Origin of the sequence: Streptomyces rectiverticillatus, from assembly GCF_013394065.1 — a bacterium.
In the GTDB taxonomy this organism is placed as follows: domain Bacteria; phylum Actinomycetota; class Actinomycetes; order Streptomycetales; family Streptomycetaceae; genus Streptomyces; species Streptomyces rectiverticillatus.
In genome coordinates, this window is record NZ_CP040752.1 from 5940272 (window position 1) to 5961906 (window position 21635).

Sequence of the window (21635 nt, forward strand, 5' to 3'; positions counted from 1 at the left end):
GCCGGCGGAGCCACCTACGGGGGCATTCGCCGTCCTCGGGACGCCGACCGACCGAGAACCGAGCAAGCCGGCAGACCGGCAGCGCGCCGACACCAGCACCCTCTCCGGCCACCCGAAACCACCCCGCCAGGAGGACCTCACCCATGCCGACAGCTCCGCCGACCCTCCGCGGCGAACTCGAGGACAGCCCCGACGCCCCGGCCGTCAGACCGGCGTACGGGCATCCGGACCTGGGACGACAGGTGATCTGCCCTCCCCGGAACGCGGACCCGACCGCGTTCGGACGGGCCGACGAGCTCGTGCTGCCCATGCCCGGGACGGGTCTCGTCCCCTGCCCCTCCACCCCGTACGGCCCAACCGACTGCGCCCGGTCGCTCCAAGAGCATCGGCGGCTGCTGGATCAGGCCACGCACCCACAACCCCCGGACCGGCTACAGGCTCCGGCAGACCCGGACCGGCGCACCCGCCACCGGTGGATCGTGGGACACCAGGTCGCCTTCGGCGTCTGGCGGCTGCTGGCCGACAAACTACAGGCTCTCCTCGACGGCCCCACACCCCGGCCCCGGCTGGTCCACGAGGCCGCTCGTCTGTACGACACGTATTCGATACTGCTCCTCTACGCGGGAAGCTGCTCGGCCCGGCGCTACGCGGCCACGGTGCGGGCCGACATGGCCGTCCGTGACCCTGCCTTCAGCGGGCAGTGGACCCGCGACCACGCACCGCTGCTCGAACTCCAGCGGCAGGTACGCCGAGCCTTCCCGGCCCCTTCCGTCTCCCCCCTCACCCGAGCGGCCCGGCTCAACCACCACGTGCACATGACCGTCGCCGAACTGCTGGTGCCCGATGGGGTCTCTCTCCTCCAGCAGACCGGTCGCGACCCGGCCCAGAAGCCCACCGAAGCCGAACGCAACCTGTCCGACGACTACTTCCGAGTGCGCCGCCGGCCCCTCTGCCACGACGGATTCGCCGCCCAGATCGTTCTTCGGATCGCACAGATCAGATGCGACATCGCTGCCCACGGCCTGAACCACGAGAACGCGAACGCCGCGCCGCAGCCCCCGGCCATCCGCAGGCTGCACGACGAAGCAACCGAACTTCTCCTCCACCTGGCCGACACGGCCTCCGAAAACACCGGCCATCCCATCCGGCCCTCCCCATCCCCGCAAACCCTGTGAACGGAGTACCGATGACCTCCCTCGCGGACGCCCCCAAGACCGTCCTCCTCACACCCCTCCTCCACCGCTACATGCAGGACCAGGCCGAGCCCCCGACCGCGATCCAACTCGACCTGATCGAACGCACCCGCGCCCTCGGCGCCCCCGCCGAAATGCAGATCCCACACGAGCAAGCAGTCCTGCTCACCTTGCTCACCCGCCTGAGCGGAGCCCGGCGCATCCTCGAAGTGGGCACCTTCACCGGATACTCCACTCTCGCCCTCGCACTGGGCACCCCGCCGGACGGCAGCGTGATCACCTGTGACCTGTCCTCGGAATGGACCGACATCGCCAAGGAAGCCTGGACGGCGGCCGGCGTCGCGGACCGCGTGGACCTGCGCCTGGGCGACGCCGGCGACACCTTGCGCGCACTGCCCGACGAGCCCGTGCTCGACCTGGTCTTCATCGACGCCGACAAGCCCTCCTACATCGACTACTGGGAGCAGCTCGTCCCGCGCGTGCGCCCCGGCGGGCTCCTGCTCGCCGACAACGTTCTGTACGCGGGCGAAGCAGCCCATCCGCAGGCCACCGGGAACGCGGCCTCTATCCGGGCCTTCAACCAGCACGTACAGGCCGATGACCGGGTGGAGGCCGTCATGCTGCCCGTCGCTGACGGGCTAACCCTCGCCCGCAAGCGGGACAGCCGGGACCGAGGCCAGCCGTAGTGTTGCCCGGCGCTCAGGATACCGATGAGGCGGGCGTTCACCGTGCCGATGAGGAGTCCGGTGAATCGGACACGTTCGTCGGTGATGTGTCGTCCTCGTCGGCAAGGTGCCGGACCAGCGCGCGAGAGAGTCCGCGCAGTCGGCCCGTTGAGGGCGGGAGCGTGTCGATCACGGTCGGCGGGCAGGTGAGGGCGCGGGACGGCGCCCGTGGCTCAGCCGTTCGGGGCCAGGGCGAGCAGGCGGCCGCGGGTGAGCACGGTGATCCGGGCCCACAGGTCCGTGCGGTCGAGCGCGTACCGGCGGCCGAGGACGATCGCGGCGGCGAATGAGGGGGGTGGGGGTCAGTGGCCGAGGTGCTTGAGGCCGTCTTCGAGGGTGGGGTGCCACCGGTCCATCGGGCCTGAATTGCGGTTGTACCAAGCCGGGTCGAGCCGGGGTTCGAGCGTCTCGTGGCCGGCGCGGCAGCGCAGCCACACCTCGTCGCGGACGCTCAGCAGCACCCAGTCCCGGTACGCGCCGCACTGCGGGCAGGAGCGGACCTCGCCGTCGATGACGAGCGGCTTGTCGTAGCGCATCATCATCCCGGCGAGCTCGTCCCGGGAGGGCACGCGCAGGTCCGGCGGCAGGAAGTCGTCCACCTGCGCGGCCGGTTCGCTGGCGGCCGGGCCTCCGGTCGCCGACCCTGCGGTCGTCGCGGGGTCCTGGGGCAGTGGCATCTCCGGGAGCGCCTGCAGCAACTCCGTCGCCGCCTGCTGGTCTTTGCGTAGCTCCCGTATGGCGCGTTTGCGGCTGAACATGCGTCTCCCTCACGTGTCGTCCTCGTGGGCCGCACAGAGCGTGCCCCATGTCTTTGACCTGCTGCAACTCACGAATGCCATAACTCACCTGCGGCCGTGACGTCGGCCGGTGCGGGCCTCGGCGGCACGAGCGGCCCGTGGTGCCGGCCGTCCCGGGGGCCCTGGCCAGCCAGGGGTGCCGCCGCCCTCCAAGCCGAGGAGAGGCTCGCTCTGGGGGAGACATACGTGGCGTCCGGCTACGGGCTGGTGCATGAGGCGGGAGATGCTTTCACGATCAAGCAACTTCGGCGGCGCGTGTACCGGCTCATGGAGCTTCTCGGCCTCCGTCGAGTCAGGCTCTACGACGCACGCTCGTCGTGTTTCACCTACCTGGCCAACAACGGCGTGCCGGACCACATCCTCGCGCGGTGGGCCGGGCATACGAACGTAAAGACGACCAAGAGGTGGTACGTCAAGCCGGACGTAGAGGACCTCCGCGGAGCGGCCACCACATGGGATGGCCTGCACGGGGTTGCTGTGGAGGGGCAAGCGTGAGCCGCGCGCTCCACCAGGCGTGCGACTTGCCGAGCCGCATGGCCGGCAGACCCCGGCGATGTGACTTCTCGTGACAGATGAGAGGGTCTGGCGGGTGAGTGAGACACCGGCGAACACCCTGCAATACCGCTCTGACGGGCCCGAAGACGCCCCAGTCCTGGTCCTGGGGCCGGCACTGGGTACCACATGGCATATGCCGTAGAAGCCGTCTCTGGGCGTCCAGGTGGTCCAGGGCGAGCACGTAGGTCCAGGTCAGAGCCCTGTGGCGTGAGGGTGTCCGTGGGTTTTGTGATAGGGGCGTGACAGGAATGGTGCTGTAGAACCCCCGCTGGCTCGCTTCCATCTGGCGGGGCTCCGTGATGTGAGGGGGCATGGTCCGTTAGCTGACTGGAAGGAAACTGCTGACCACGGGCGCTCGCCGAGGGCTCGGCCGACGCCGGGACGGCGAAAAACTTGGTGCGCGGGGCCGACGGAACCGGGTAACGTCTTGGCCATGTTCTTCCAAACGCCGATTTACGAGTGAGAGCGTGATGGGCCCCTGCTGACGTCCTTCGACGTCGCCGCGCCCGTCCCCCACCGATGAATCCGTAGATCACTTCACCTCATTCCGGGAGAACCCGTGAGCAAGAACATCAACAACCCCGTGGGCATGGGCGGCGGCCAGCGCAAGAAGCTGTCCCGCGCCGAACGGCAGAACAACGGTCCGCACCGCAACCTCGACCGCCGGGGTGCCGCCGACCAGAAGGCGGAGCTGGTGCGCAAGATGCGCGAGAAGGCAGGCGTAGCCGAGGGCGCCGGGCAGACGGGCGACGACACCGCACAGAGCTGACGCACCGCCGCCGCAGGGCGGCACCGCATGGGGCAGGGCCCGGACCGCGACGCACGGTCCGGGCCCTGCTGCCGTACCGGGCGCGGCCGGTCCCGCTCACCTCTCGGCCGAGCACCCGCGTCTCAGCCGACCACCCGGGGCAGCCGCAGATTCAGCAGCCCGTCACCGCCACCACCCCGAGCTGCACCAGCAGCGTCACCACCAGCGCGTTCCCCGTGCCGGCCCGGGCGACACCGTCAGGAAGAGCGTGCCGGGCGTCGCCCCCCGGCCGGCGAGGACTGCTGCGCGGTCACCATCACCGCGCTGCCCACCCTCGCCCGGTCCGCCGGTACGTCGGAGAGCGCGATCGGCAGCAGCACCGGGAGCTGGAAGCCCTGGCCCGGCCCGGCCAGCAGCAGACCGGGGGAGCAGTTGGACGCCTCCCTCGCCCGCGCCCTCGCCACGGGCATCCACCAGCTGAACCCCGGCACCGCCGCCCTGGAGGACCGGCGATGACGCGCCGAGGTGATCTCCCAGTACGGCGACCGCATCGGAGTGACCCTCCCTGTCGGGATGAGCCCCCACCGGCCCCCGTCTCGCCTACCAGCCATTTCTCGGCCGGAGTGTGGGGGTGGTGGATCTCCAGTAGATGTAGGCGACACGTCTACTCGGAGAGTGACGTAGAGCCCGGCGATTCCTGCAGGGCCTCGCAGCCCGACGAGGCACTGAGGTGATGAGGAGCGCTCCGTGCCCTGGGGCGCGTAGGACTGGTAAAGCGGATGAGCTGATCGATCACGTCTAGTAGGGAGCCCCGTTCGCGGTAGGCGGCGCGCTGCTGTCCGGCACCCCCGCTGCGAGCCCGCAGCCGCGCCCATCCGGTCCGCACGAGGTCCAGATCTCCCAGACTTGTCAGTGCCGGCTCGATTTCGGCGAGCATGCATTCGATGATGTCAGCAGCTGGGACAAGCCGACCGGAGGAGAGGTCGAGCGCACTACCTGACAGGCCATCTCGCGCCGCGCGCCAGTACGCCGCCCGCAGCAGTTCCGGAGCCGGTCCCGCCACCGGCTCGCCGGCTTCCTCGGCGGCCAGTGCAGTCACCGCCAGAGCCCGGACGACGGCGGCGAGCACCAGGGTGTCTTCGGCAGTGGAGGCGGCGTCGGCGACCCGGATCTCGACGGTCGGCACATGTGATGATGGCCGTACGTCCCAGAAGACGCTGGAGCGGTCCAGGACCGTACCCGCTTCCATGAGGCTGCCGACCAGCTGTTCGTAGTGCCCGACAGAAGCGAAGAGAGGCGGAGGGCCCGCAGTGGGCCACCGTGCCCAGGCCATGGTCCGCCACGAGGCGTATCCTGTGTCGCGGCCTTCCCAGTAGGGAGAGTTGGCGGTCAGGGCGATGAGGGCGGGCAGCCACGGACGGAGCCGGTTGCTGATCTGTAGCGCCTGAGCCAGACCGGTCACACCGATGTGGACGTGACACGCACACGTGATCATTTCATTGTCCAAAGCCCGGAATGTGGCGAAACTGCGGGCGTAATGACTTTCCGGGTTGGGAGACAGGGCAGCGTCCGCGCCGAGTACGGAGGTGCCTGCCGACATGAGCCGTAGCCCTCGGCGCGCTGCAGCCGAGGCCAGTTCGATCCGCATGCAGCGGATCTGCTCGTGCAGGTCGTCGAGAGCGGTGACGGGGTCCGTTCTCGCCTCGATCTGACAGAGCATTATCTCGGCGGCGACGCGGTCTCCCAACGTGGGCGAGACGTCCGCTCGCACGGCGCACACTGCAGGCCGCAGGGTCCGGGTAACCGGCTCCACGAGGAAGTACTCCTCCTCCACACCCACCGTCGGGTGATGCGCGCTCAGCATGAACGACACGATCCCTTGATCGCCGTGCCTCCGTCCTTCAGACGCACCTCGGGCAATTGGCTCACGTCTCGTCTCCCTTGGCATGGGCGGAGGAGCAGATGGTACGCACCGCCCCGTAAGCCACCAGCATGCCGAGCGCCTCAATCCCCTGGACGGTGGGTAGTGGGTCGTCCTCCTCAGGCAGCGCCTCAAGGTCATGCGGTGTGGTAAGCCATGGCGACGCGGCGAAGTCCCTCCGTGAGTTTCTCGTCATCAGCAGTGAGTGCGATACGTACGTATCCATCCCCCAAGGAGCCGAACCCTGAGCCGGGCATGACGGCTACGCGATGGGAGTTGAGGAGGCGGGCAGCCCATTCCCAATCACCTTCGCTTCTTCGGCGACGGCCGGGCGTCATGACCCTGGCGAATACATAAAAGGCACCCTGAGGTACTACATGGGAAATTTCTGCGTCCCGCAGGAACCTTGTGGCGGCGTTTCGTCGTCGCAGGTAGTCACATTTCATGTCGGATACGGCCCGCGAGGATCCCTCCAGGCCGGCAAGGGCTCCATACTGTGCCGGGGTGCTGACGCAGCAAACGGAAGCTGCCTGTAGTCGAACGCACACATCAGCCAGGCTTCTGGGTGCGACGAGGTAACCCACGCGCATCCCGGGCATCGCGAAGGTCTTGGAGAAGCTGAAGCAGCTGATGACGTTGCCCGCGGCCAAGGCTCCCGGACTGACATGCCCGCTTTCGAAGGTGAAGGATTCGTAGCACTCATCGGAAACGATCCACAAGTCGTGTCGTCTAGCGATATCGACGACAAGCTCCAGGGAACTTTCCGTCAGCACCGTCCCCGTCGGGTTGGACGGGGAGTTGATGACGATGGCCCGTGTGGCAGGTCCTATTCGTGCAATCATGCTGGATATCACTGAAGGGAACGGGTCCCTCGGGAACATCGGATATGGGACCGGCCGCCCGCCCAGCATGCGTACAGTCTCGGAGTAGACGGGCCAGCCCGGATCGGGGACGAGTACTTCCTGTCCCCTGTTGAGGACGGCAGTCAAAGCCAGGTGAAGGCCTTGCGTCGCGCCGGCCGTTACTACGATCTGCTCCGGGTCCGCGTTGATGCAATTTTTCCCGGCAAGCTTGGTGGCGATCGCTTCAACGAGTTGCGGCAACCCGCGATCCGGCGCGTAGCCGGTACGACCCAAGGAAATTGCCTGCTCTACAGCGGATGTCACCTGCACCGGTGGGGGAACTTCTGGAGCACCCAGATGAAGGCCTATGACTGGTTCCGGTACCTCTCTGACCCAATCCCTGATGACAGAGAAGGCGGTACGCCCCACTGCCCGGGCATGTGCTGCGACTGCTGGCATGGGATACCTTCCGATAGGGGATGACTCGCCGGCGGTCTCCCGGATCACAGAACTCCCAGTTCCCGCATCGCCGTCATGAGGTCCTCGTGTGCCCGCCTGGTGATGCGACAGAGAGGTGGGCGCACGTGTGCGGTCGCGATAACACCCATCGCGGCCAGAACTTCCTTGGAGCGGGCGATGAATTCCCATCGCGGAGTGGACAAGGTCATGATGACCGGCGCCAGGGTCGAGAAGAACAGCGAAGAAGCCGCCGCGGCTCCACCCTTTGCGTAGGCTTTGTGCAGTGCAGCGACCGCGCCAGGCAGGATACTGCTCGTGGCAAGCGTGCTCCCAGCGGCACCGGCGCTGAGAGCGCCGAGTAGTGCGGTGTCCTCACCGGCGAATGGCAGGACTGCCGGCACCTTGTCGGCAAGATCTCTAATTCGCTGCGGATCAGTTGAAGCAACCTTCACATAGCGTACATGAGGAGCCCGCTCCGCGACTGTTGCAATGACCTCTGGAGGAATCGCAATCCCGCCCGCGCCGTCATACAGCATCATGGGGATGTCGGTCGACCGCGCCACTGCCATAAAGTGCTGGACCTGCGCGGCAGGAGACCGCTCGAAATACAAGGGCGGCAACACCATCGCGCAGTCTGCACCAGCGGAACTGGCGAACTGGGCGAGTTCGCTTGCGCTCGCGGGTCCGATCGCTCCCACTCCCACCGTCACCGGCACGCGGCCGGCCGTGTGCCTGACGACGCAGCGCATGACCTCGGCATGCTCGGCGACCGACAGGGTGAAGAACTCACCTGCTGTCCCGAGAGCAATCACTCCGTCCGCCCCGCCGTCCAGTGCGAAGTCAATGAGGGAAGCCATCGAGCCCGCATCGAAGGCCCCCGAGGCGTCGAAGGGCGTGAACAGCAGGGCATTGGCACTGCCGGATGTCAGGACCATGGCCTGTCCTCTTCTTCGGGCCGCACGCTTCGGGCGCGGCCCTGATAGGGATGGTTATGGCTGGACTGTGGGGCAATGCTCAGGTGCAGCCGCGCACGTTGCCGCCACCGTCCGGCCGGCAGACCTTCCTTGCTTCTCCGAAGCGTCTGTGCGTGTGCCGCGTAGCTGCCTCCAGCGAGACGTTGGCACAGGTCTGGCTGTGCAGCCCGGAGTGGTGAGTCAGTCAGGTGAATCGGGTGCGGGCGGTCGGCGGGCTCGATTCCTCAGTACGACGGCCGTTCCGGCAGACCCGAGAGTTTCTCCGGGGCGGTTCACCCGCCCGGAACCCATGAGAGTGCGCGCCGTACAGCCGGAATCTAGCCTCCAGACAGAAACCTTTGATCAATATGCGACACGAGGCGCGCGATGTCCCCTTCGAGACCCATGAGTGCTGTCAAGTCTCCGATTCTGGAGAGCAAGATCCCGGACCATCTGCTGCGCGTCAGTGATCTGGACCCGGGGATCCTGCCGGGGTTGCTGGACCTGGCGCAGGCCATGAAGCGAGAACCGCTGGGCTGGGCCGACAGCCTGCGTGGGGCGGCCATCGGCTGCATCTTCGAGAAACCGTCCACGCGTACCCGCGTCTCGCTGGCCGTGGCTGCCGGCCGACTTGGTATGCCCGCCGTTGTGGTGAGCCGGGACGAGCTGCAGCTCGGTCACGGGGAAACTGTCGCCGACACCGCCCGTGTCCTGTCCTCCTACCTCGACGCCATCACCATGCGCACATTCGAGCACGAGGTGGTGGAGGAGATGGCCCAAGCCTCCGCGGTCCCGGTCATCAATGCGCTGTCCAACAGTCACCATCCGTTTCAGTCCCTGGCGGACCTCCTCGCTTTGCGTGAGCACTTCGGGCCCCTGGATGGCCTGACCGCCGCGTTCATCGGGGACGGCCGGAGCAACACCTGCAATTCTTTCCTTTCTGCCTGCGCTGCTTCCGGCATGCACCTGGCGATCGCCAGCCCGCCGGGGTACCAGACGGACACAGAGGTTCTGAACGAGGCTCGGGAGACGATGGCGCAGTCGGGCGGAACGGTATCGCTCATGACGGAACCCGAGGAAGCCGTTTGCAACGCGCAGGCGGTCTACGCGGAGGTGTGGGTGTCCATGGACAAGCACCACGAGGCCGGAGAGCGGAAGACGGACCTGGCCCGGTACCGGGTCGACGAGCAGCTTTTGGCCCACGCGCCCAGGGACGCGGTCGCCCTGCACTGCCTCCCGGCCGTCCGCGACCAGGAGATCACCTCCGATGTCCTCGACGGTCCCCACTGCCTGGCCTGGCACCAAGCCGCCAATCGGCTCCCCACCGCCCAGGCCGTCCTTCACACCCTGATCACGGCACGCCAGCAGCGGACAGTCTGAGTTTCCGCCCTTTCTCCCTTACACGGTATGGGCCTCGGCGGAGGGCAGCTGGAGTGTGTACGGCATGACCCCCATGAGGACGATGCAGCGTTCCCCAGGACCGCTTGCCGGACCGCGTCGCATCGAGGCGACGTAATGGCTGACCTCGGGATCGTGAACGGCGTAAGAGTCCAGCGGCTCGTCGAGGGTGAAGGAGGCATGGAGGTCGCCGGGTGACAGGTCGCCGGGCTGCCGGCCGGCGCACTGTGCGCGGGCGATACAGGTCTCACCGCCCACGAGGTTGGTGCGGCTGATCAGGTGCGCGAAGACGAAACTGCTGTCCCCGTCCTGATGCAGGCAGTTAGGAGAAGCCACCGCCACGTCTCCCTCCGCACGCGCGGCGAACTTGACCAGGTGAACGGTGTAGTACAGCGGGTTGATCCGGTACTCCTCCCGCCATTGGGTCCGGCCCGCAGCCCAACGCATCAGGTGCTGCAGCAGCGGGTTCGCGCGCACGTCCTCCGGCAGTCCGGGGAAGCGCCGCCCGCGGTCGTAGTGCGGGTGGCGTGTCTGACGGAACTCGGCGACCCATCCGTAATCCGGGTCCGGTACATCCGGGATCCAGGACAGCACCCCGTTCCAGGGCAGGCACACGGCGTGCCCGAACCGGCGGAACCGGTTCTCCTGCGGGGCGTACGGATCCGCCGGCAGATCCTCGAAAGCCCCGGCAAGCCGCTCCAGATCCGCGCGCCATGGCCCGTCGGCGGAACCGGGGGCCACATCCAGTGGGCGGTACCGCTCGAACCCCCGCGCCTGCAGATCGCCACGCTCCACCACGGCATCCGCCATATCCACCACAGTGCCGATGCGGTCCATCGCTCCCAACCTTTCACCTACCGCGGGTCCGCAGTGCCGCTCCGGCCCCCGGCGAGAAACTTCCGCCTCTTCCATTTCAGGAGAGGGCAATCCCATGGCGTTGTCATGGTCGATTGCGCCACCTGAGTGAAGACTGCAACCCAGCGCGGCCGACGGACTGGCAGCGGCACTTCGCAGCCGGCGCAAGCTGCTGCGCGAAGAGCCGGGCGTCACAGTCCAGGGGATGGACGTCGGCAGAGGCCGCCTTGCGGGCCTTCGCAGATGCCTCTGATTTTGGGCAGGGGCGAGATGCGGCAGAGTTACCCCGATAGCACCTTTCGGTTGGACTTGTCGGGATATGTATTTAATGGTGGTGGCGCTGCCCTCTCGAAGAATCCGCTCGGAGGGCGACTCGAACTGGAGGAGGAGCGGCATGGAGGACAAGTCCAAGAAGCGCACGGAATCCGAGAAGGCTTCGCAGGCTGCGGACGAAGCCGCTACGAAGGCCGCGGACAAGGAGACGAAGCAGAAGCCGGGCAAGTCTCCTGGCGGTGGCGACGACGATGACCCGCCCCGCCCGCAGGGCCGTTCTGCCATCGTCTCGGACCGTGCGGTGAAGACGGACGTCGTGACTGTCACATGGTAGTCACGCCGGCCGGCCTGCGGCGCGCCGTATCGGCGCGCCGCAGGCCGGCCTCCTTGTCGGACCCTGCCGTCTCGGCGGACGGTGCCGTCCACGGCTTCGACGTGCTGCGCAAAGTCGTCGAGATGCCAGTAAGTACCTGGCGTTACCGGTCGGACCCCCCGGGAGTACGCCACTTGGGTCCCATGGCGCAGGACTGGTGGGCTGCCTTCGGCCTGGGGGACAGCGACAGGAGGATCAGCCCCGTGGATGCCAACGGCGTTGCTTTGGTGTGTGTCCAGGCGCTGCACCGGCTGCTCGTCGAGACGCAGAAGGAAGTCGGAGCGCTTCGGGGCGAGGTGGCTCGTCTCAGGGCCGTCGGGACGGGCACAAATTCGCGGTCGTCGTGAACCGGGGTTCATGCGCTTTCAGACATGGCTCGGATACCTCAGCCCCCGTCGAGTTCGAGGAGAAGCACCACGCCGGTCAGGCGGCGGCCGGACAAGCGGACCTGAAGCCCCGTCAACCCACCCTGACCAGCTGATGAGCACCTACCGCACAACGGGGGAACCTCAACCACAGTGGTGGGTGCGTGCCTGGTGGCCCGAGCAAGGCGGGGCGCCCCCGGAGGGCCGGGGGCGCCAGAGCCGCTCAGCTCTTCTTGAAGGACGGGAAGAGGTTCGGGTGTTTGGCGATGTACGGGAAGAGGTCGCCGATGACCGCCGAGCCCTTCCCCACGGCGGAGCCCACGCCGGGCGGGCTGAGGTATTGCGTGTCGCCGATCGCGAAGACGCCGGGGATGCTGGACTGCGTGGAGGCGGTCCTGGCTGCCAGGACGGCCTTTTCGATGAATTTCTGCAGGTCTTTGCCTGTCAGCTTCCTCTTTCTGCCTTCCTCCTCGGCGGCCTTCGCCGTCTTCACCAGCTCTGCGGCGTGTCCGGGGAGATCGATGCCGGTGAGGACGGCCCCCGTCAGGGCCGATACGGCGATCTTCTTCCCGGCGTCCGTGCCGAGCCACTCGAGGTTCGGCTTGCCTCCGATCAGGATGTAGAGCCAGCGGGCTTCCAGGTGCTTGGTGCTCTTGTTCTGTGTGACCTCGATGCTCTTGAGTTCGTTGTTGCCGTCGGCCTCGCAGCCCGTGACGTTGGACTGTGTCCAGACCTGGATCCTCTTGTCCGCCTCGATGCGCTCGACGAGGTAGTCCGACATCTTGTCCCTGAGCTTCTTGCCCCGAACGATGAGGGTGACGTCCTTGGCATACTTGGCGAAGTGAAGGGCCGCCTGGCCGGAGGAGTTGCCGCCCCCGACGATGGCGACGTGGTCTCCCGCCGTTCTGGGCGCGTCGACGGACAAGGCGCTGTAGTAGACACCCCGTCCGATCAGATCGTTGAGCCCCGGTACCGTGTCGAGCTGGTTCGGAGTCAGCCCGCTGGCGATGGCGACGGCTCCGGCCTTGAAGGTTTTCGTCGCCGATCCGCTGACCTTCACCTGGTGCGGGTTCTTCTCGTCGCCCGGGACCAGTTCGGCGGCATGGTGCGCCGGCTGCCAGGACACCTTGTACTTCTTGGCCTGCTTCAGGGCCCGCCGTGCGATGTCGAAGCCCGTGATGCCGTCGGGGAAACCGAGGTAGTTGGCGACTTCCGAGGAGGTCGCCACCTGTCCGCCCGGTACGTTGTCCTCGATGATGAGCGTCTTCAGGCCTCCCGTGCCGGCGTAGATGCCCGCCGACAGGCCTGCCGGGCCGCCGCCCACGACGATCAGGTCGAACCAGGTCTCCCTGGGTTCGTCCACCAGCCCCAACTTGGTGGCCAGCAGGGCGAGTGGGGGGTTCTCGAGCCTCTCCCCCCTGATGGTCACGTAGACCTTCTCGTTGCCCGGCGTCGGTTCGGTCCAGGCGAAGTCGATCCCGCTGCCCGCGAGGAAGGCTCGGATGTCGAATGCCCTGCGCGAGCGGTAGGGAGCCTTTACCGTCACGGGGGTCAGGTCACCGCGCTGCTGTGGCGTCGCCTGCTCGTACCAGGAGTGGATGGCGTTGTCCATGACGCGCGGGTCGAGCTCCACCGGGCCCTCGGCAGCGAACGGCAGCCGGGCCGGTGTGCCGTCCGCGGCCGCTGTGGGCTCACCGGCCCCGCCTGGCTCCAGCCAGAGCCGTCCCGGCTCTGCCACCGCACCGACGGCCGCCACGGAGCGCGCCAGCACGCCGCCCGCGGCCTGTTCGTCGCCCACTGCGGCGACGAGCACCACCTGTGCGTCCTCCTGGCGCAGGGCTTCCACGGTCTGCGCGGTGTCCTCGGCGCGCGCGGCCGGGACGACGGGGAACTGGTCGCCGTACCAGAAGGCGAGCGCCTCCTGGAGCCGTGCTCTGCGGATCGGGTCGGCGTCGGCCAGAACGATGGCGTGCCGAAGAGTCTGCGGCAATTTTCCTCCTTGTGGCTGAAACAGTGGACCTGGTCAGGTTTTCCGCTTCCTCGCGGGCACTCTGCTGGGCGGGCACGTGGCGTTCGGCGTTAGGGGCTGCGGACGGCGGGAACCGCGTGCTGGCGCTCGTCCCGCATCCCGTGCACGGGTACCCCCTGCACGGGATGCGCGGGGCCGAAGCCGTGGTACCGCGCACAGGCCGGCCTCCGGGGATTGCCCTGCTTGCCCTCGGCCGCGGGCAGTCCGCAGGCGCGCCTGGTCGCAGGTGAGCAGCACCCCGGTGACGCGGCTTCGGCAGCCGGTGCGCGTCGCGCAGTCCCGCTCCTCATCGGCACTATCCCTTGCAGGCTTCCGCAAGTGAAGTCCGCAAGGACGCGGTCACAGCTTCTCCGCCCAGAAGTGGACGGTAAAACTTCCCTGGTCATCGATTTGCAGGGTTCCCTGCTCCTTGGTCTTGCCGTTCAGGAACCATTCCCGCTTCACAGGAGAGATATCGATTCCGTCCTGCCACCGCTCCGAGCTGGCGTAGAACGGATCCCCGGTTCCGTCGGCTGAGAAGGTGCGCTGCGCTTCAGCACGGTTCGAGTCGGTGACGTTCTTAAATGTTTTTTTATCGAGATCGACGTCGGCATCGATCGCGTTCCCGTCCTGGTACGACTGCCCGAGCCACAGATTTGCCTGATAGGGCTTGTCCCATCGCACCTGGTCGTAGTCCGTCGTTTCGCTCATCTTGGCGGGGGTGCCGGTGAGGGATTTGAGCACATAGCCGATGACGGAGTAGTTTTCCAGCTCCTGTGCCTCTTTGAAATAGTCGGCGATCGTTCCCTCGGTCAGGGCTTTGTGGACGACGGAAGGGTTTCCGCCCTGACTGACCACGCTGACACTGGAATTACTGAGAACGCTCTTGTAGTGTGCCTTCGCCTCGGCGCTGAAATCGGCAAAGCACTGGTAGCTTGCCTTGACTGCTGCCTGGATCTCCTGCTCGGTCGACGTGCTGTTCATGGAGATCGTCAGCACACGTCCGTAGATGACGTCCGAGACGATCAGCGGAGGCGTGTGCGGGGTCATCGTCCGGTGGGTGAGAAGCTTCGCCAGCTCCTCCTCGGTGAAGGAATCGTTGATCAGCTCGTTGGGGCTCTGCCAGGAAACCGAGGCGGTGAACGCGCGCTCCCGCAGGTAGATGGCCACGCAGTTCTGTGTCTCCTTGCGCTGATAGGCGGCCTGAACGCTCGCGGAGAACCCTCCGTACCGGGCCGAGACTCCCAGCTCCAGTGCCAGTTCCGTCGCGGAGTAGGCAGTGGTCTGGCGAAAATCGATGTCGCGTGACTTGCTTTCCTTCCCCCGCACCTCATTCTTGATCGCGTCGAGGACCGAAGCCTGATCCGGGTGGGGAACGGTGATGCTTCCGCCGGCACTGAGCTGATCGACGGTCACCGCCAGGGGAGCGCGGAACCGCGTCTCCAGGCCCACCGGCACCAGCCACCCGTGATCACGTGCCTGGTCACTGCGCACGATGGCGCCGGGCCACAGCATCCCGTGGTTGGGATTGAAGGTGACGATCTCCTCCGGAGTCTTGGTCACCTTCATAGGAGTCGAGACACCCGTGAACCCGTGGCTGCTGAGCTTCTTCGGTTCGCCGGTCTGCTCATGCTGGTCGGGATCCTGCGGAGAAATCTGCTCCCACTTGTACCAGCTGTCCAGAAGGTTCCACAGGTCGGCCTTCGCACCCGGAGCCCCCACACCCAGGCACGACGCGGCCAGCACACGTTCCCCGGACAACGCCAGCACCCCGTACCGGCCACGCACGGGACCCTCCGCCCCTGCCTCCACCGCAAGCCCTCCGGGCTTCTGCGCCCGTGCACACTCCTCCGGACCGAACCCCTCCGGCGCATCAGACACACGGACCAGTACGAAACGGTCCGCCTCCACCGGCGCGTCATCCCAGCGCACCTGCCACACACCACCCGCACCGCCCTCCGCCCAGGCCGCCGGCAACCCCAGCTCCACCCCCTCGGGCGTGAAGGTCCCCCACACCTGCTGCCCCTCATCGGCAAAGAACTCCATGACCTTCCCTTCCCTCCATCACGCCGCGCCACCGCGCCACTGCCTCGGACCAGGACTCGCCCCCCACGCCAGGGCATCAGCGCCTCGGCCCCGGGCGAGTGCATACACACGAGGAAACCTGCGTACTCCTCATACCGCCGCAGTTCACCCGACCGAGCGCTCGCAGGAGCAATCGCCCCCTCGCCGTCGGACGAGGGCGCATGCTCGCCATCCCCCGGCACGGATACCGGCACGCGATGGCTCACGTAGCCGCAGCCGAGGCGTCGGTGACGCAGGAGCCATCCCGAGGCCCGCAGGCCGACCACGCCTGCGGTCAGCTCAGGTCGGTGGCACCAACGGCGGCGCAGCAGCCGGTCGCCCCGACGGAGCAGCAGAGCAGAGCCGGGGCCGTCGCCCGGACACGCTGCGGCAGAAGAGCAGCAGCCCGCCTGAATTGCCCTGGATCCTAGGGTCCTCGCACCTGGGCCGATGGGTTCTGGAAGCGGTGTTTTCGCAGGCAAGAGCCCCGGGATGGGTCCTTGGGCCCTGAGTCACCGTGCCGGGCGCGGGGGACCTCACGTCCGTGCCGGGGCAGCTGCCCGTGCGACGGAGACTGCACTGCGCGGACGGGCCTCGGCGGCGAGGAAGGACCCGGGAGCGGGCCGGCGAGTCCAGGGCACAGGGGAGGTGTTGACGGGTGTTGACGGTGTTGACCAACCACCCGTTCTCCAGCAGCCGATGGACGATGAACAGCCGCACCCGCCGGGACAGCGCCTCCGGCCGGCCTCGCCACAGGGCCTCGCACAGGTCCGCGGCGGACGGGCCATGGCCGTGCCCGGCGCGGAACGCGGCCGTGAACTCCACCGCGCGCTCCCCGGGGCGTGGGCAGGAGAGCAGGTGGATGACCCAGAAGCCGTCGGCATAGCACTGCCGGCCGTCAATCGACCCACAGAGCATCCGCGGCATCCAGGCTGCGGACGTTTCGAGTACCCGCGGTGGGCGGCGCCGCGCCACCCTGGTCGCGAAGCGACCTGAGTAAAGATGCCCGCTTCTGTGCCGTATAACGATCGGTCGGAGTCAGATCCAGGATGTGCCAAGGGCTGGGACTGAGCATGCTCGGTGTTTCTGGATGGGGATGCTCTGACTGGCGGGAGGATGGCTGGGTGCTGTCCCGATCACACAGTGTCGGCCGTTGGCCGGGGATGGTGCGTTGTCGGTGCCGGGCCGGCGGAGCGTGTCCCGATAGGGGCCTGCCGATTGTTGTGGCGTCCTCACGATTCTGACCGTCCGACGTGGCCCGGTACCGGTAGCGCGACGCGCTATCGGATGGGGAGGGGAAGGGACATGTCCAGATCGACCATGTCCAGTACGTCGCCTGCTCTGCAGAACCGCCGTCGTCGCCCTGCGGGGGAGGTGGTGTTGGGGGTGGACACGCACCGGGATGCCCATGTGGGTGCGGTGCTCTCGGTGATGGGGGCGGTGCTGGACACCGGCGAGTTCCCGGCCACCGCGGCGGGATACCGTGATCTGCTGAAGTGGGCCAGGAAGTTGGGAGCCGTCAGGCGGGCCGGTGTAGAGGGGACCGGATCTTACGGGGCGTCTTTGTCGCGCTATCTGCTGGCCCAGGGCGTGGACGCGTTTGACGTGAACTGTATGGATCGGGCAGATCGCCGTCAGCGCGGCAAATCAGATCCGCTCGATGCCCAGAACGCGGCGTGAGCCGTATTGAGCGGTCGGGCGAGCGCCCGGGCGAAAGCCGGCGACGGGCCGGTACAGATCGCGAGAATGTACAGACTCACGAAGGCGTCGGCGGTCCAAGCCCGTACCCAGGCCATCAACCAGCTCAAGTCCGTCCTCGTTACTGCTGACCCCGCCTTGAGGGAAGAGCTCGCCGGACTGGCCAATGCCGAACTCTTCCGTACCTGTGCGCGGTTCGCCGACATGAGCGGTCACGAGGAGGGCGACAAGGAGTCGGTGCTGCAGGCGACTCGTATCACGCTGGGCCTGCTGGCCCGGCGGATCGGCCAGCTCTCCGAGCAGATCCGGAATGTGGACGCTCGTCTGGCCCGGATCGTGGAATGTCATGCCCCGCAGCTGCTCGACGTGGTGGGGATCGGTCCGGACACGGCCGTCAGTCACGTTGCTGATCACTGTGGGGGACAACCCGGAACGGCTCGACAGTGAGGCGTCGTTCGCCGCGCTGTGTGGGGTCAGTCCCGTCGAGCGTTCCTCGGGACGCCGGCAGTTCCGCCGCCTCAACCGTGGTGGCGACCGGCACGCCAATGCCGCGCTCCATCGCATCGTGTTCACCCGCCTGCGGGTCGACCCGCGCACCCAGGACTATTACGAGCGCCGGATCAAGGAGGGTAAGACCCGGCGCGAAATCGTCCGGTGCCTCAAGCGCTATGCGGCCCGGGAGGTCTTCGACCTGGTCAGACAGCTACAGCCAGGACCCCGCTCATAGGGGCTGTGACGGGCTACATGCCCGCAACGCACGAGGCTCCCGTGCCGTTGGGGGAGGCGTGAAGGACCATTCCAAGTCAGGGGAGCTGAGGCCGCCGACCGGGTTGAGCCGGTCGGCGGTGGTGGGGAGGGTGCGGGGGCGAGGGTCAGGGATTGGTGGTGAGGGCGGGCCAGAGGGTGGTCGCGGTGACGAAGCGGGCCAGGCGGAGCGCCCAGTCGGTTTCGTCGCCGTCCTCGTCGCGCCAGGACCACAGCCGGGTCGTGGCGAGGTGGAGTGGGTTGAGCTGGGTGATGCCGATGGCGCCGTGGAGTTGGTGGGCGATGCGGGCGATCTCGGCGGCCGAGGCGGACGCCTGGGTCTTGGCTGCGGCGACGGCGAAGTGCGCGGCCGGGCCGCCGGTATCCAGCGGGGTGGCAGCGGCCTGGACGGCGGCGCGGACCAGGGCGGCCTCCTCTACCAGCCGCGCCTCCTCTTGCTTGACCGCCTGGAAGTGGCTGAGCGGTCGGCCGAACTGCACGCGGGCGGTGGTGTGGGCGACGGTCAGTTCGACGCAGCGTTCGGCGGCTCCGGCCATCAGGGCGGCCCGGCCCAGGGCCGCGCGGTGTTCGGCCTCCTCCAGCAGTTCCCGGGGGATCCGGCGGACCCGCGAGGCGGGGATCTCCAGGGCGGCGAGGTGCAGGTCGTCGCGGGGTTCTCCGGCGAGGTTGGCGCCGGGGGTGAGAGCGGCCCGGTCCGGGTCGAGGGTGAACAGGACGGGGCCGGAAGGGGCGGTGGCCAGGACGACCACGGCGCCGACGGCCCGGGCCCAGGGGACACGGTGCAGGGTCCCGGTGACCAGCAGGGTGTCGTCGTCGCCCAGGCAGCCGGCCGAGCCGACGGGAGAAGCGGCGGGGTGGGCGTAGCGGATGGTGAGCTCGGGGGCGATGGCGTAGCTGAGCGGCCCGTCCGGGACGGGGAGGCCGGCGCGGCGCAGCAACGGGCGGGCGACCAGGGCGGTCTCGGCGAACGGGGCCGGGACTGCCCGGCGCCCTGCCTCCTGGGCGGCGACGAGGAGTTCGGCGGTGGAGGTGTCCGGGGAGGGGAGGGTCACCGCGTCCGGGGCGGTGGTGTTGGGCACGACGGCGATGGCTTCGGAGCCGGTGAAGAAGGCGGTGGTGTCGTAGTCGTCGGCGGAGATGACGGGGGTGTCCGTGTCGATCGTGTGGGTGTTCATCAGTGCTGCTCCAGACCACGAGTGATGATGCCGCGAAGGGTTTCGTTGGTGCCGCCGCGCAGGGTGTAGCCAGGGCTGTGCAGCAGGGCGAAGGCGAGCAGTTCGGCGTGGCTGCCGGGAGTGGCGTGCGGGTCGGCCGGGGTCGGCAGGATGCTGCGGACGGTGTCGACCAGCGTGCCCTCCAGGCGGGTGCCGAGGTCCTTGACCAGGGCGGCCTGGGTGTCGGGCGAGGCGCCGGCGTCCAAGGCCGCGGCCACGCCGAGAGACAGCCGGCGAACACCGTGCAGACGGGCCGTCAGGAGGCCGACCTGGGTGAGCTGTCCGGCCGTGACGGAGCGCTGCTCGAGTTCGCGAAGCAGGGAGACGAGCAGGGGGAAGGTGGAGAGATAGCGTTCCGGGCCGCTGCGTTCGAAGGCGAGTTCCCCGGTGACCTGCTTCCAGCCGTCGCCCCGCCGTCCGAGCAGCATGCCGTCCGGGACATCCACGCCGTCCAAGTGGAAGGCGTTGAAGCGGTGCTCGCCGCTCATCAGCCGGATCGGCTCGATCCGCACACCGGGGGCGCGCAGGTCGACGATGAACTGGCTGAGCCCGGTGTGCTTGCCCTCGGCCTCGTCGGTGCGGGCCAGCACGATGGCGTAGTCGTTGACATGGGCGCCGCCGGTCCACATCTTGGTGCCGGTCAGCCGCCAGCCGCCGGTGGTGCGTTCGGCGCGGGTGGCGACTGAGGCGAGGTCGGATCCGCTGCCCTTCTCGCTCATGCCGATGGAGAAGAAGCATTGCCCGGCGGCGATCCGGGGCAGGAAGAAGCGGCGCTGCTCCTCGGTGCCGTGCTGGAGGACGGACGGGCCGGCCTGCCGGTCGGAGACCCAGTGCGCGCTGACCGGAGCGCCGGCGGCGAGCAGTTCCTCGATCACCACATAGCGTTCCAGGAAGCCGCGGCCCGCGCCGCCGTACTCGGTGGGCAGGGCCATGCCGACCCAGCCGCGCTCGGCGAGGCGGCGGCTGAAGCCGGGGTCCCAGCCGGCCAGCCAGGAGTCGGGGCGGCCGAGCACGGTGCCGCGGGCGCGCTCCTCGTCGAGGAAGGCGCGGACCTCGGTGCGCAGTCGGCGGGCCGATTCGGGCAGGGCGGCGTCGGGTATTGCGATCGGTGAAAGCGTCGAAGGGGGCATGGTTCGTTCACTCCCGGGACGGGTGGCCGGCGATGGTTTCGGTACGGAATCCCGTCAGTTCACGGGGTGCAGCAGGGAAGGGTCGAAGCCGGCTTCGCGGAGGACTTCGTCGGTGTGCTGGCCGATGGTCGGGCAGGGCCTCAGCTCCGGCTCCGGGTCGGCCGAGTAACGGACCGGGCGGCCGATGACCCGGTAGGGACCCTCGGTGGGGTGCTCGGCCTCGTGGAGCAGGCCGCCTTCTTGGGCGTAGGCAGTGGTGGCGGCGGACTCCAGGGCGAGCACCGGGGCGGCGGCGATGCCCGACTGGTCGCAGAACTCCTGCCATTCCGCAGTTGTATGACGAAGGGTCAACTCTGTGAGCAACGGATAGAACTGGTCGGCGTTGCGGGCCCGGTCGGGTCCGGTGGTGAACCGCGGGTCGTCGGCCAGGTCGGGGCGGCCGACGAAGGCGGTGAAGTCCCGCCAGTTGCGGTCGCTGTGCGGCAGGATGCACATCCAGCCGTCCGCGGTGCGCTGGGCCCGGCGCTCCGGGCTGAGCGAGCGCGCCGAGCCGAACTCCCCGTCGGGCTCCAGGGTGGCCGCGCCCAGGTGCTCGACCAGGTTGAAGGCGAGCATGGTGTCGGCCATCGGGACCTCGATGTGCTGGCCGGTGCCGCCGTGCTCCCGGTAGTGGAGCGCGGCCAGTACCGACATGGCGATCTGCATGCCGCAGATCTTGTCGGCCAGCACCGTGGGGACGTAGTGGGGCTGACCGGAGACCTTGTGGTTGAGCCAGACCAGGCCGCTGGCCGCCTGGATGATGTCGTCGTAGGCGGCGTGTGTGCCGTAGCGGCTGTCGCTGCGGAAGCCTTGGGCGTTCGCGTAGATCAGGCCGGGATTGACGGCCGCCACGTCGTGGTAGCCCAGGCGGAGCTTCTCCAGGGCCTGCGGGCGCAGGTTGGTGATGAAGACGTCGGCGGTGCGGAGCAGGGCGAGCAGGGCGTCGCGGCCGTGCGGGGCCTTGAGGTCGATGACGGCGCTGCGCTTGTTGCGGTTCAGGTTGAGGGCCGTGCCGCCCATGCCGGGGTTGCGCCGCGGCGGGTAGTGGCGCGTCATGTCACCGGTGGGCGGCTCGACCTTGATCACGTCCGCGCCCAGGTCGCCGAGTTGCTGGGCGGCGTACGGGGCCATGATCACGCTGGCCAGTTCTATGACGCGCACTCCGGCGAGGAGTCCGCGGGCGGACGGGCCGCTCGGCTTCTCGGACATCTTCCGGTGCCTCCTGGGGTATCGGGTGGGGTGAGCGAACGGTGGTGCGGT

General features: G+C 68.1%; 18 protein-coding genes and 1 pseudogene. 8 read left to right on the forward strand and 11 right to left on the reverse strand.

Features of this window, described 5'->3' with window-relative positions; all coding sequences use genetic code 11:
- Nucleotides 1-143: 143 nt before the first annotated feature.
- The gene (locus tag FGW37_RS25845) at nucleotides 144-1175 is read left to right on the forward strand and encodes a hypothetical protein (RefSeq protein WP_179083236.1); all 1032 of its coding nucleotides are present in this window, start codon (nucleotides 144-146) and stop codon (nucleotides 1173-1175) included.
- An 11-nt stretch (nucleotides 1176-1186) separates the two neighbouring features.
- Entirely contained in the window at nucleotides 1187-1879 is a 693-nt protein-coding gene (locus tag FGW37_RS25850) for an O-methyltransferase (protein WP_179083237.1), read from the forward strand.
- Between the two features lie 341 nt (nucleotides 1880-2220).
- Here the strand turns inward: FGW37_RS25850 and FGW37_RS25855 are convergent, their stop codons facing one another.
- Nucleotides 2221-2676: a hypothetical protein gene (locus FGW37_RS25855; protein WP_246430561.1), complete on the reverse strand. Its 456-nt coding sequence runs from the start codon at nucleotides 2674-2676 to the stop codon at nucleotides 2221-2223.
- A 225-nt stretch (nucleotides 2677-2901) separates the two neighbouring features.
- Between FGW37_RS25855 and FGW37_RS25860 the strand changes: the two genes are divergently transcribed.
- Nucleotides 2902-3210, forward strand: a complete 309-nt coding sequence (locus FGW37_RS25860) for a tyrosine-type recombinase/integrase (RefSeq protein ID WP_246430562.1) — start codon at nucleotides 2902-2904, stop codon at nucleotides 3208-3210.
- A gap of 619 nt (nucleotides 3211-3829) precedes the next feature.
- Nucleotides 3830-4039 carry a DUF6243 family protein gene (locus FGW37_RS25865; RefSeq protein ID WP_246430563.1) on the forward strand — a complete coding sequence of 70 codons (210 nt, stop codon included), beginning with the start codon at nucleotides 3830-3832 and terminating at the stop codon, nucleotides 4037-4039.
- Nucleotides 4040-4275: 236 nt separating this feature from the next.
- Here FGW37_RS25865 and FGW37_RS34005 read toward each other — a convergent pair whose 3' ends face one another.
- From FGW37_RS34005 to FGW37_RS25885, 4 genes are all read right to left on the reverse strand, one after another.
- Nucleotides 4276-4569: a hypothetical protein gene (locus FGW37_RS34005; RefSeq protein ID WP_179083239.1), complete on the reverse strand. Its 294-nt coding sequence runs from the start codon at nucleotides 4567-4569 to the stop codon at nucleotides 4276-4278.
- A 113-nt stretch (nucleotides 4570-4682) separates the two neighbouring features.
- On the reverse strand, nucleotides 4683-5882 hold the full coding sequence (locus FGW37_RS25875; protein WP_179084916.1) for a carboxylate-amine ligase: 1200 nt from the start codon (nucleotides 5880-5882) through the stop codon (nucleotides 4683-4685).
- Nucleotides 5883-6076: 194 nt separating this feature from the next.
- Complete coding sequence (locus FGW37_RS25880; protein WP_179083240.1) at nucleotides 6077-7240, reverse strand: pyridoxal phosphate-dependent aminotransferase; 1164 nt, start codon at nucleotides 7238-7240, stop codon at nucleotides 6077-6079.
- A gap of 44 nt (nucleotides 7241-7284) precedes the next feature.
- A complete protein-coding gene (locus FGW37_RS25885; protein ID WP_179083241.1) occupies nucleotides 7285-8175 on the reverse strand; it encodes a dihydrodipicolinate synthase family protein in 891 nt (296 codons plus the stop codon).
- A gap of 423 nt (nucleotides 8176-8598) precedes the next feature.
- Here FGW37_RS25885 and argF point away from each other — a divergent pair, with 423 nt between their 5' ends.
- A complete protein-coding gene (gene argF, locus FGW37_RS25890) occupies nucleotides 8599-9573 on the forward strand; it encodes an ornithine carbamoyltransferase (protein WP_246430565.1) in 975 nt (324 codons plus the stop codon).
- Nucleotides 9574-9591: 18 nt separating this feature from the next.
- Here the strand turns inward: argF and FGW37_RS25895 are convergent, their stop codons facing one another.
- Entirely contained in the window at nucleotides 9592-10428 is an 837-nt protein-coding gene (locus FGW37_RS25895) for a 2OG-Fe dioxygenase family protein (RefSeq protein WP_179083243.1), read from the reverse strand.
- A 412-nt stretch (nucleotides 10429-10840) separates the two neighbouring features.
- On the opposite strand from FGW37_RS25895, the gene FGW37_RS25900 reads away from it, so the two are divergent.
- A complete protein-coding gene (locus FGW37_RS25900; protein ID WP_179083244.1) occupies nucleotides 10841-11053 on the forward strand; it encodes a hypothetical protein in 213 nt (70 codons plus the stop codon).
- A complete protein-coding gene (locus FGW37_RS34010; RefSeq protein ID WP_343067192.1) occupies nucleotides 11047-11439 on the forward strand; it encodes a tail fiber domain-containing protein in 393 nt (130 codons plus the stop codon). The genes FGW37_RS25900 and FGW37_RS34010 overlap by 7 nt, the downstream gene beginning before the upstream one ends.
- Nucleotides 11440-11680: 241 nt before the next feature.
- Here FGW37_RS34010 and FGW37_RS25905 read toward each other — a convergent pair whose 3' ends face one another.
- Together FGW37_RS25905 and FGW37_RS25910 are read right to left on the reverse strand one after the other, a co-directional pair.
- Entirely contained in the window at nucleotides 11681-13447 is a 1767-nt protein-coding gene (locus FGW37_RS25905; RefSeq protein ID WP_179083245.1) for an NAD(P)/FAD-dependent oxidoreductase, read from the reverse strand.
- 378 nt (nucleotides 13448-13825) lie between these two features.
- On the reverse strand, nucleotides 13826-15511 hold the full coding sequence (locus tag FGW37_RS25910; protein WP_179083246.1) for a thiol-activated cytolysin family protein: 1686 nt from the start codon (nucleotides 15509-15511) through the stop codon (nucleotides 13826-13828).
- Between the two features lie 1338 nt (nucleotides 15512-16849).
- On the opposite strand from FGW37_RS25910, the pseudogene FGW37_RS34215 reads away from it, so the two are divergent.
- Nucleotides 16850-17954: pseudogene (locus FGW37_RS34215) on the forward strand (IS110 family RNA-guided transposase).
- A gap of 145 nt (nucleotides 17955-18099) precedes the next feature.
- Here FGW37_RS34215 and FGW37_RS25920 read toward each other — a convergent pair.
- The 3 genes from FGW37_RS25920 to FGW37_RS25930 are packed head-to-tail and all read right to left on the reverse strand — an operon-like array spanning nucleotide 18100 to nucleotide 21584.
- Nucleotides 18100-19167, reverse strand: a complete 1068-nt coding sequence (locus FGW37_RS25920) for an acyl-CoA dehydrogenase family protein (RefSeq protein ID WP_179083247.1) — start codon at nucleotides 19165-19167, stop codon at nucleotides 18100-18102.
- Nucleotides 19167-20336, reverse strand: coding sequence for an acyl-CoA dehydrogenase family protein (locus FGW37_RS25925; RefSeq protein ID WP_179083248.1), 1170 nt, complete (start codon nucleotides 20334-20336; stop codon nucleotides 19167-19169). The genes FGW37_RS25920 and FGW37_RS25925 overlap by 1 nt, the downstream gene beginning before the upstream one ends.
- 54 nt (nucleotides 20337-20390) lie before the next feature.
- Nucleotides 20391-21584: a CaiB/BaiF CoA transferase family protein gene (locus FGW37_RS25930; RefSeq protein WP_179083249.1), complete on the reverse strand. Its 1194-nt coding sequence runs from the start codon at nucleotides 21582-21584 to the stop codon at nucleotides 20391-20393.
- Between the last annotated feature and the right edge of the window lie 51 nt (nucleotides 21585-21635).

What these genes read in the sequence shown, in the direction of transcription:
- FGW37_RS25880 (WP_179083240.1), bottom strand. Translation starts at nt 7,240, where the DNA reads ATGCCAGCAGTCGCAGCACATGCCCGGGCAGTGGGGCGTACCGCCTTC.
- FGW37_RS25930 (WP_179083249.1), bottom strand. Translation starts at nt 21,584, where the DNA reads ATGTCCGAGAAGCCGAGCGGCCCGTCCGCCCGCGGACTCCTCGCCGGA.
- FGW37_RS25895 (WP_179083243.1), bottom strand. Translation starts at nt 10,428, where the DNA reads ATGGACCGCATCGGCACTGTGGTGGATATGGCGGATGCCGTGGTGGAG.
- FGW37_RS25910 (WP_179083246.1), bottom strand. Translation starts at nt 15,511, where the DNA reads ATGGAGTTCTTTGCCGATGAGGGGCAGCAGGTGTGGGGGACCTTCACG.
- FGW37_RS25855 (WP_246430561.1), bottom strand. Translation starts at nt 2,676, where the DNA reads ATGTTCAGCCGCAAACGCGCCATACGGGAGCTACGCAAAGACCAGCAG.
- argF (WP_246430565.1), top strand. Translation starts at nt 8,599, where the DNA reads ATGAGTGCTGTCAAGTCTCCGATTCTGGAGAGCAAGATCCCGGACCAT.
- FGW37_RS25845 (WP_179083236.1), top strand. Translation starts at nt 144, where the DNA reads ATGCCGACAGCTCCGCCGACCCTCCGCGGCGAACTCGAGGACAGCCCC.
- FGW37_RS25875 (WP_179084916.1), bottom strand. Translation starts at nt 5,882, where the DNA reads ATGCTGAGCGCGCATCACCCGACGGTGGGTGTGGAGGAGGAGTACTTC.
- FGW37_RS34005 (WP_179083239.1), bottom strand. Translation starts at nt 4,569, where the DNA reads ATGCGGTCGCCGTACTGGGAGATCACCTCGGCGCGTCATCGCCGGTCC.
- FGW37_RS25900 (WP_179083244.1), top strand. Translation starts at nt 10,841, where the DNA reads ATGGAGGACAAGTCCAAGAAGCGCACGGAATCCGAGAAGGCTTCGCAG.
- FGW37_RS25925 (WP_179083248.1), bottom strand. Translation starts at nt 20,336, where the DNA reads ATGCCCCCTTCGACGCTTTCACCGATCGCAATACCCGACGCCGCCCTG.
- FGW37_RS25920 (WP_179083247.1), bottom strand. Translation starts at nt 19,167, where the DNA reads ATGAACACCCACACGATCGACACGGACACCCCCGTCATCTCCGCCGAC.
- FGW37_RS34010 (WP_343067192.1), top strand. Translation starts at nt 11,047, where the DNA reads ATGGTAGTCACGCCGGCCGGCCTGCGGCGCGCCGTATCGGCGCGCCGC.
- FGW37_RS25850 (WP_179083237.1), top strand. Translation starts at nt 1,187, where the DNA reads ATGACCTCCCTCGCGGACGCCCCCAAGACCGTCCTCCTCACACCCCTC.
- FGW37_RS25885 (WP_179083241.1), bottom strand. Translation starts at nt 8,175, where the DNA reads ATGGTCCTGACATCCGGCAGTGCCAATGCCCTGCTGTTCACGCCCTTC.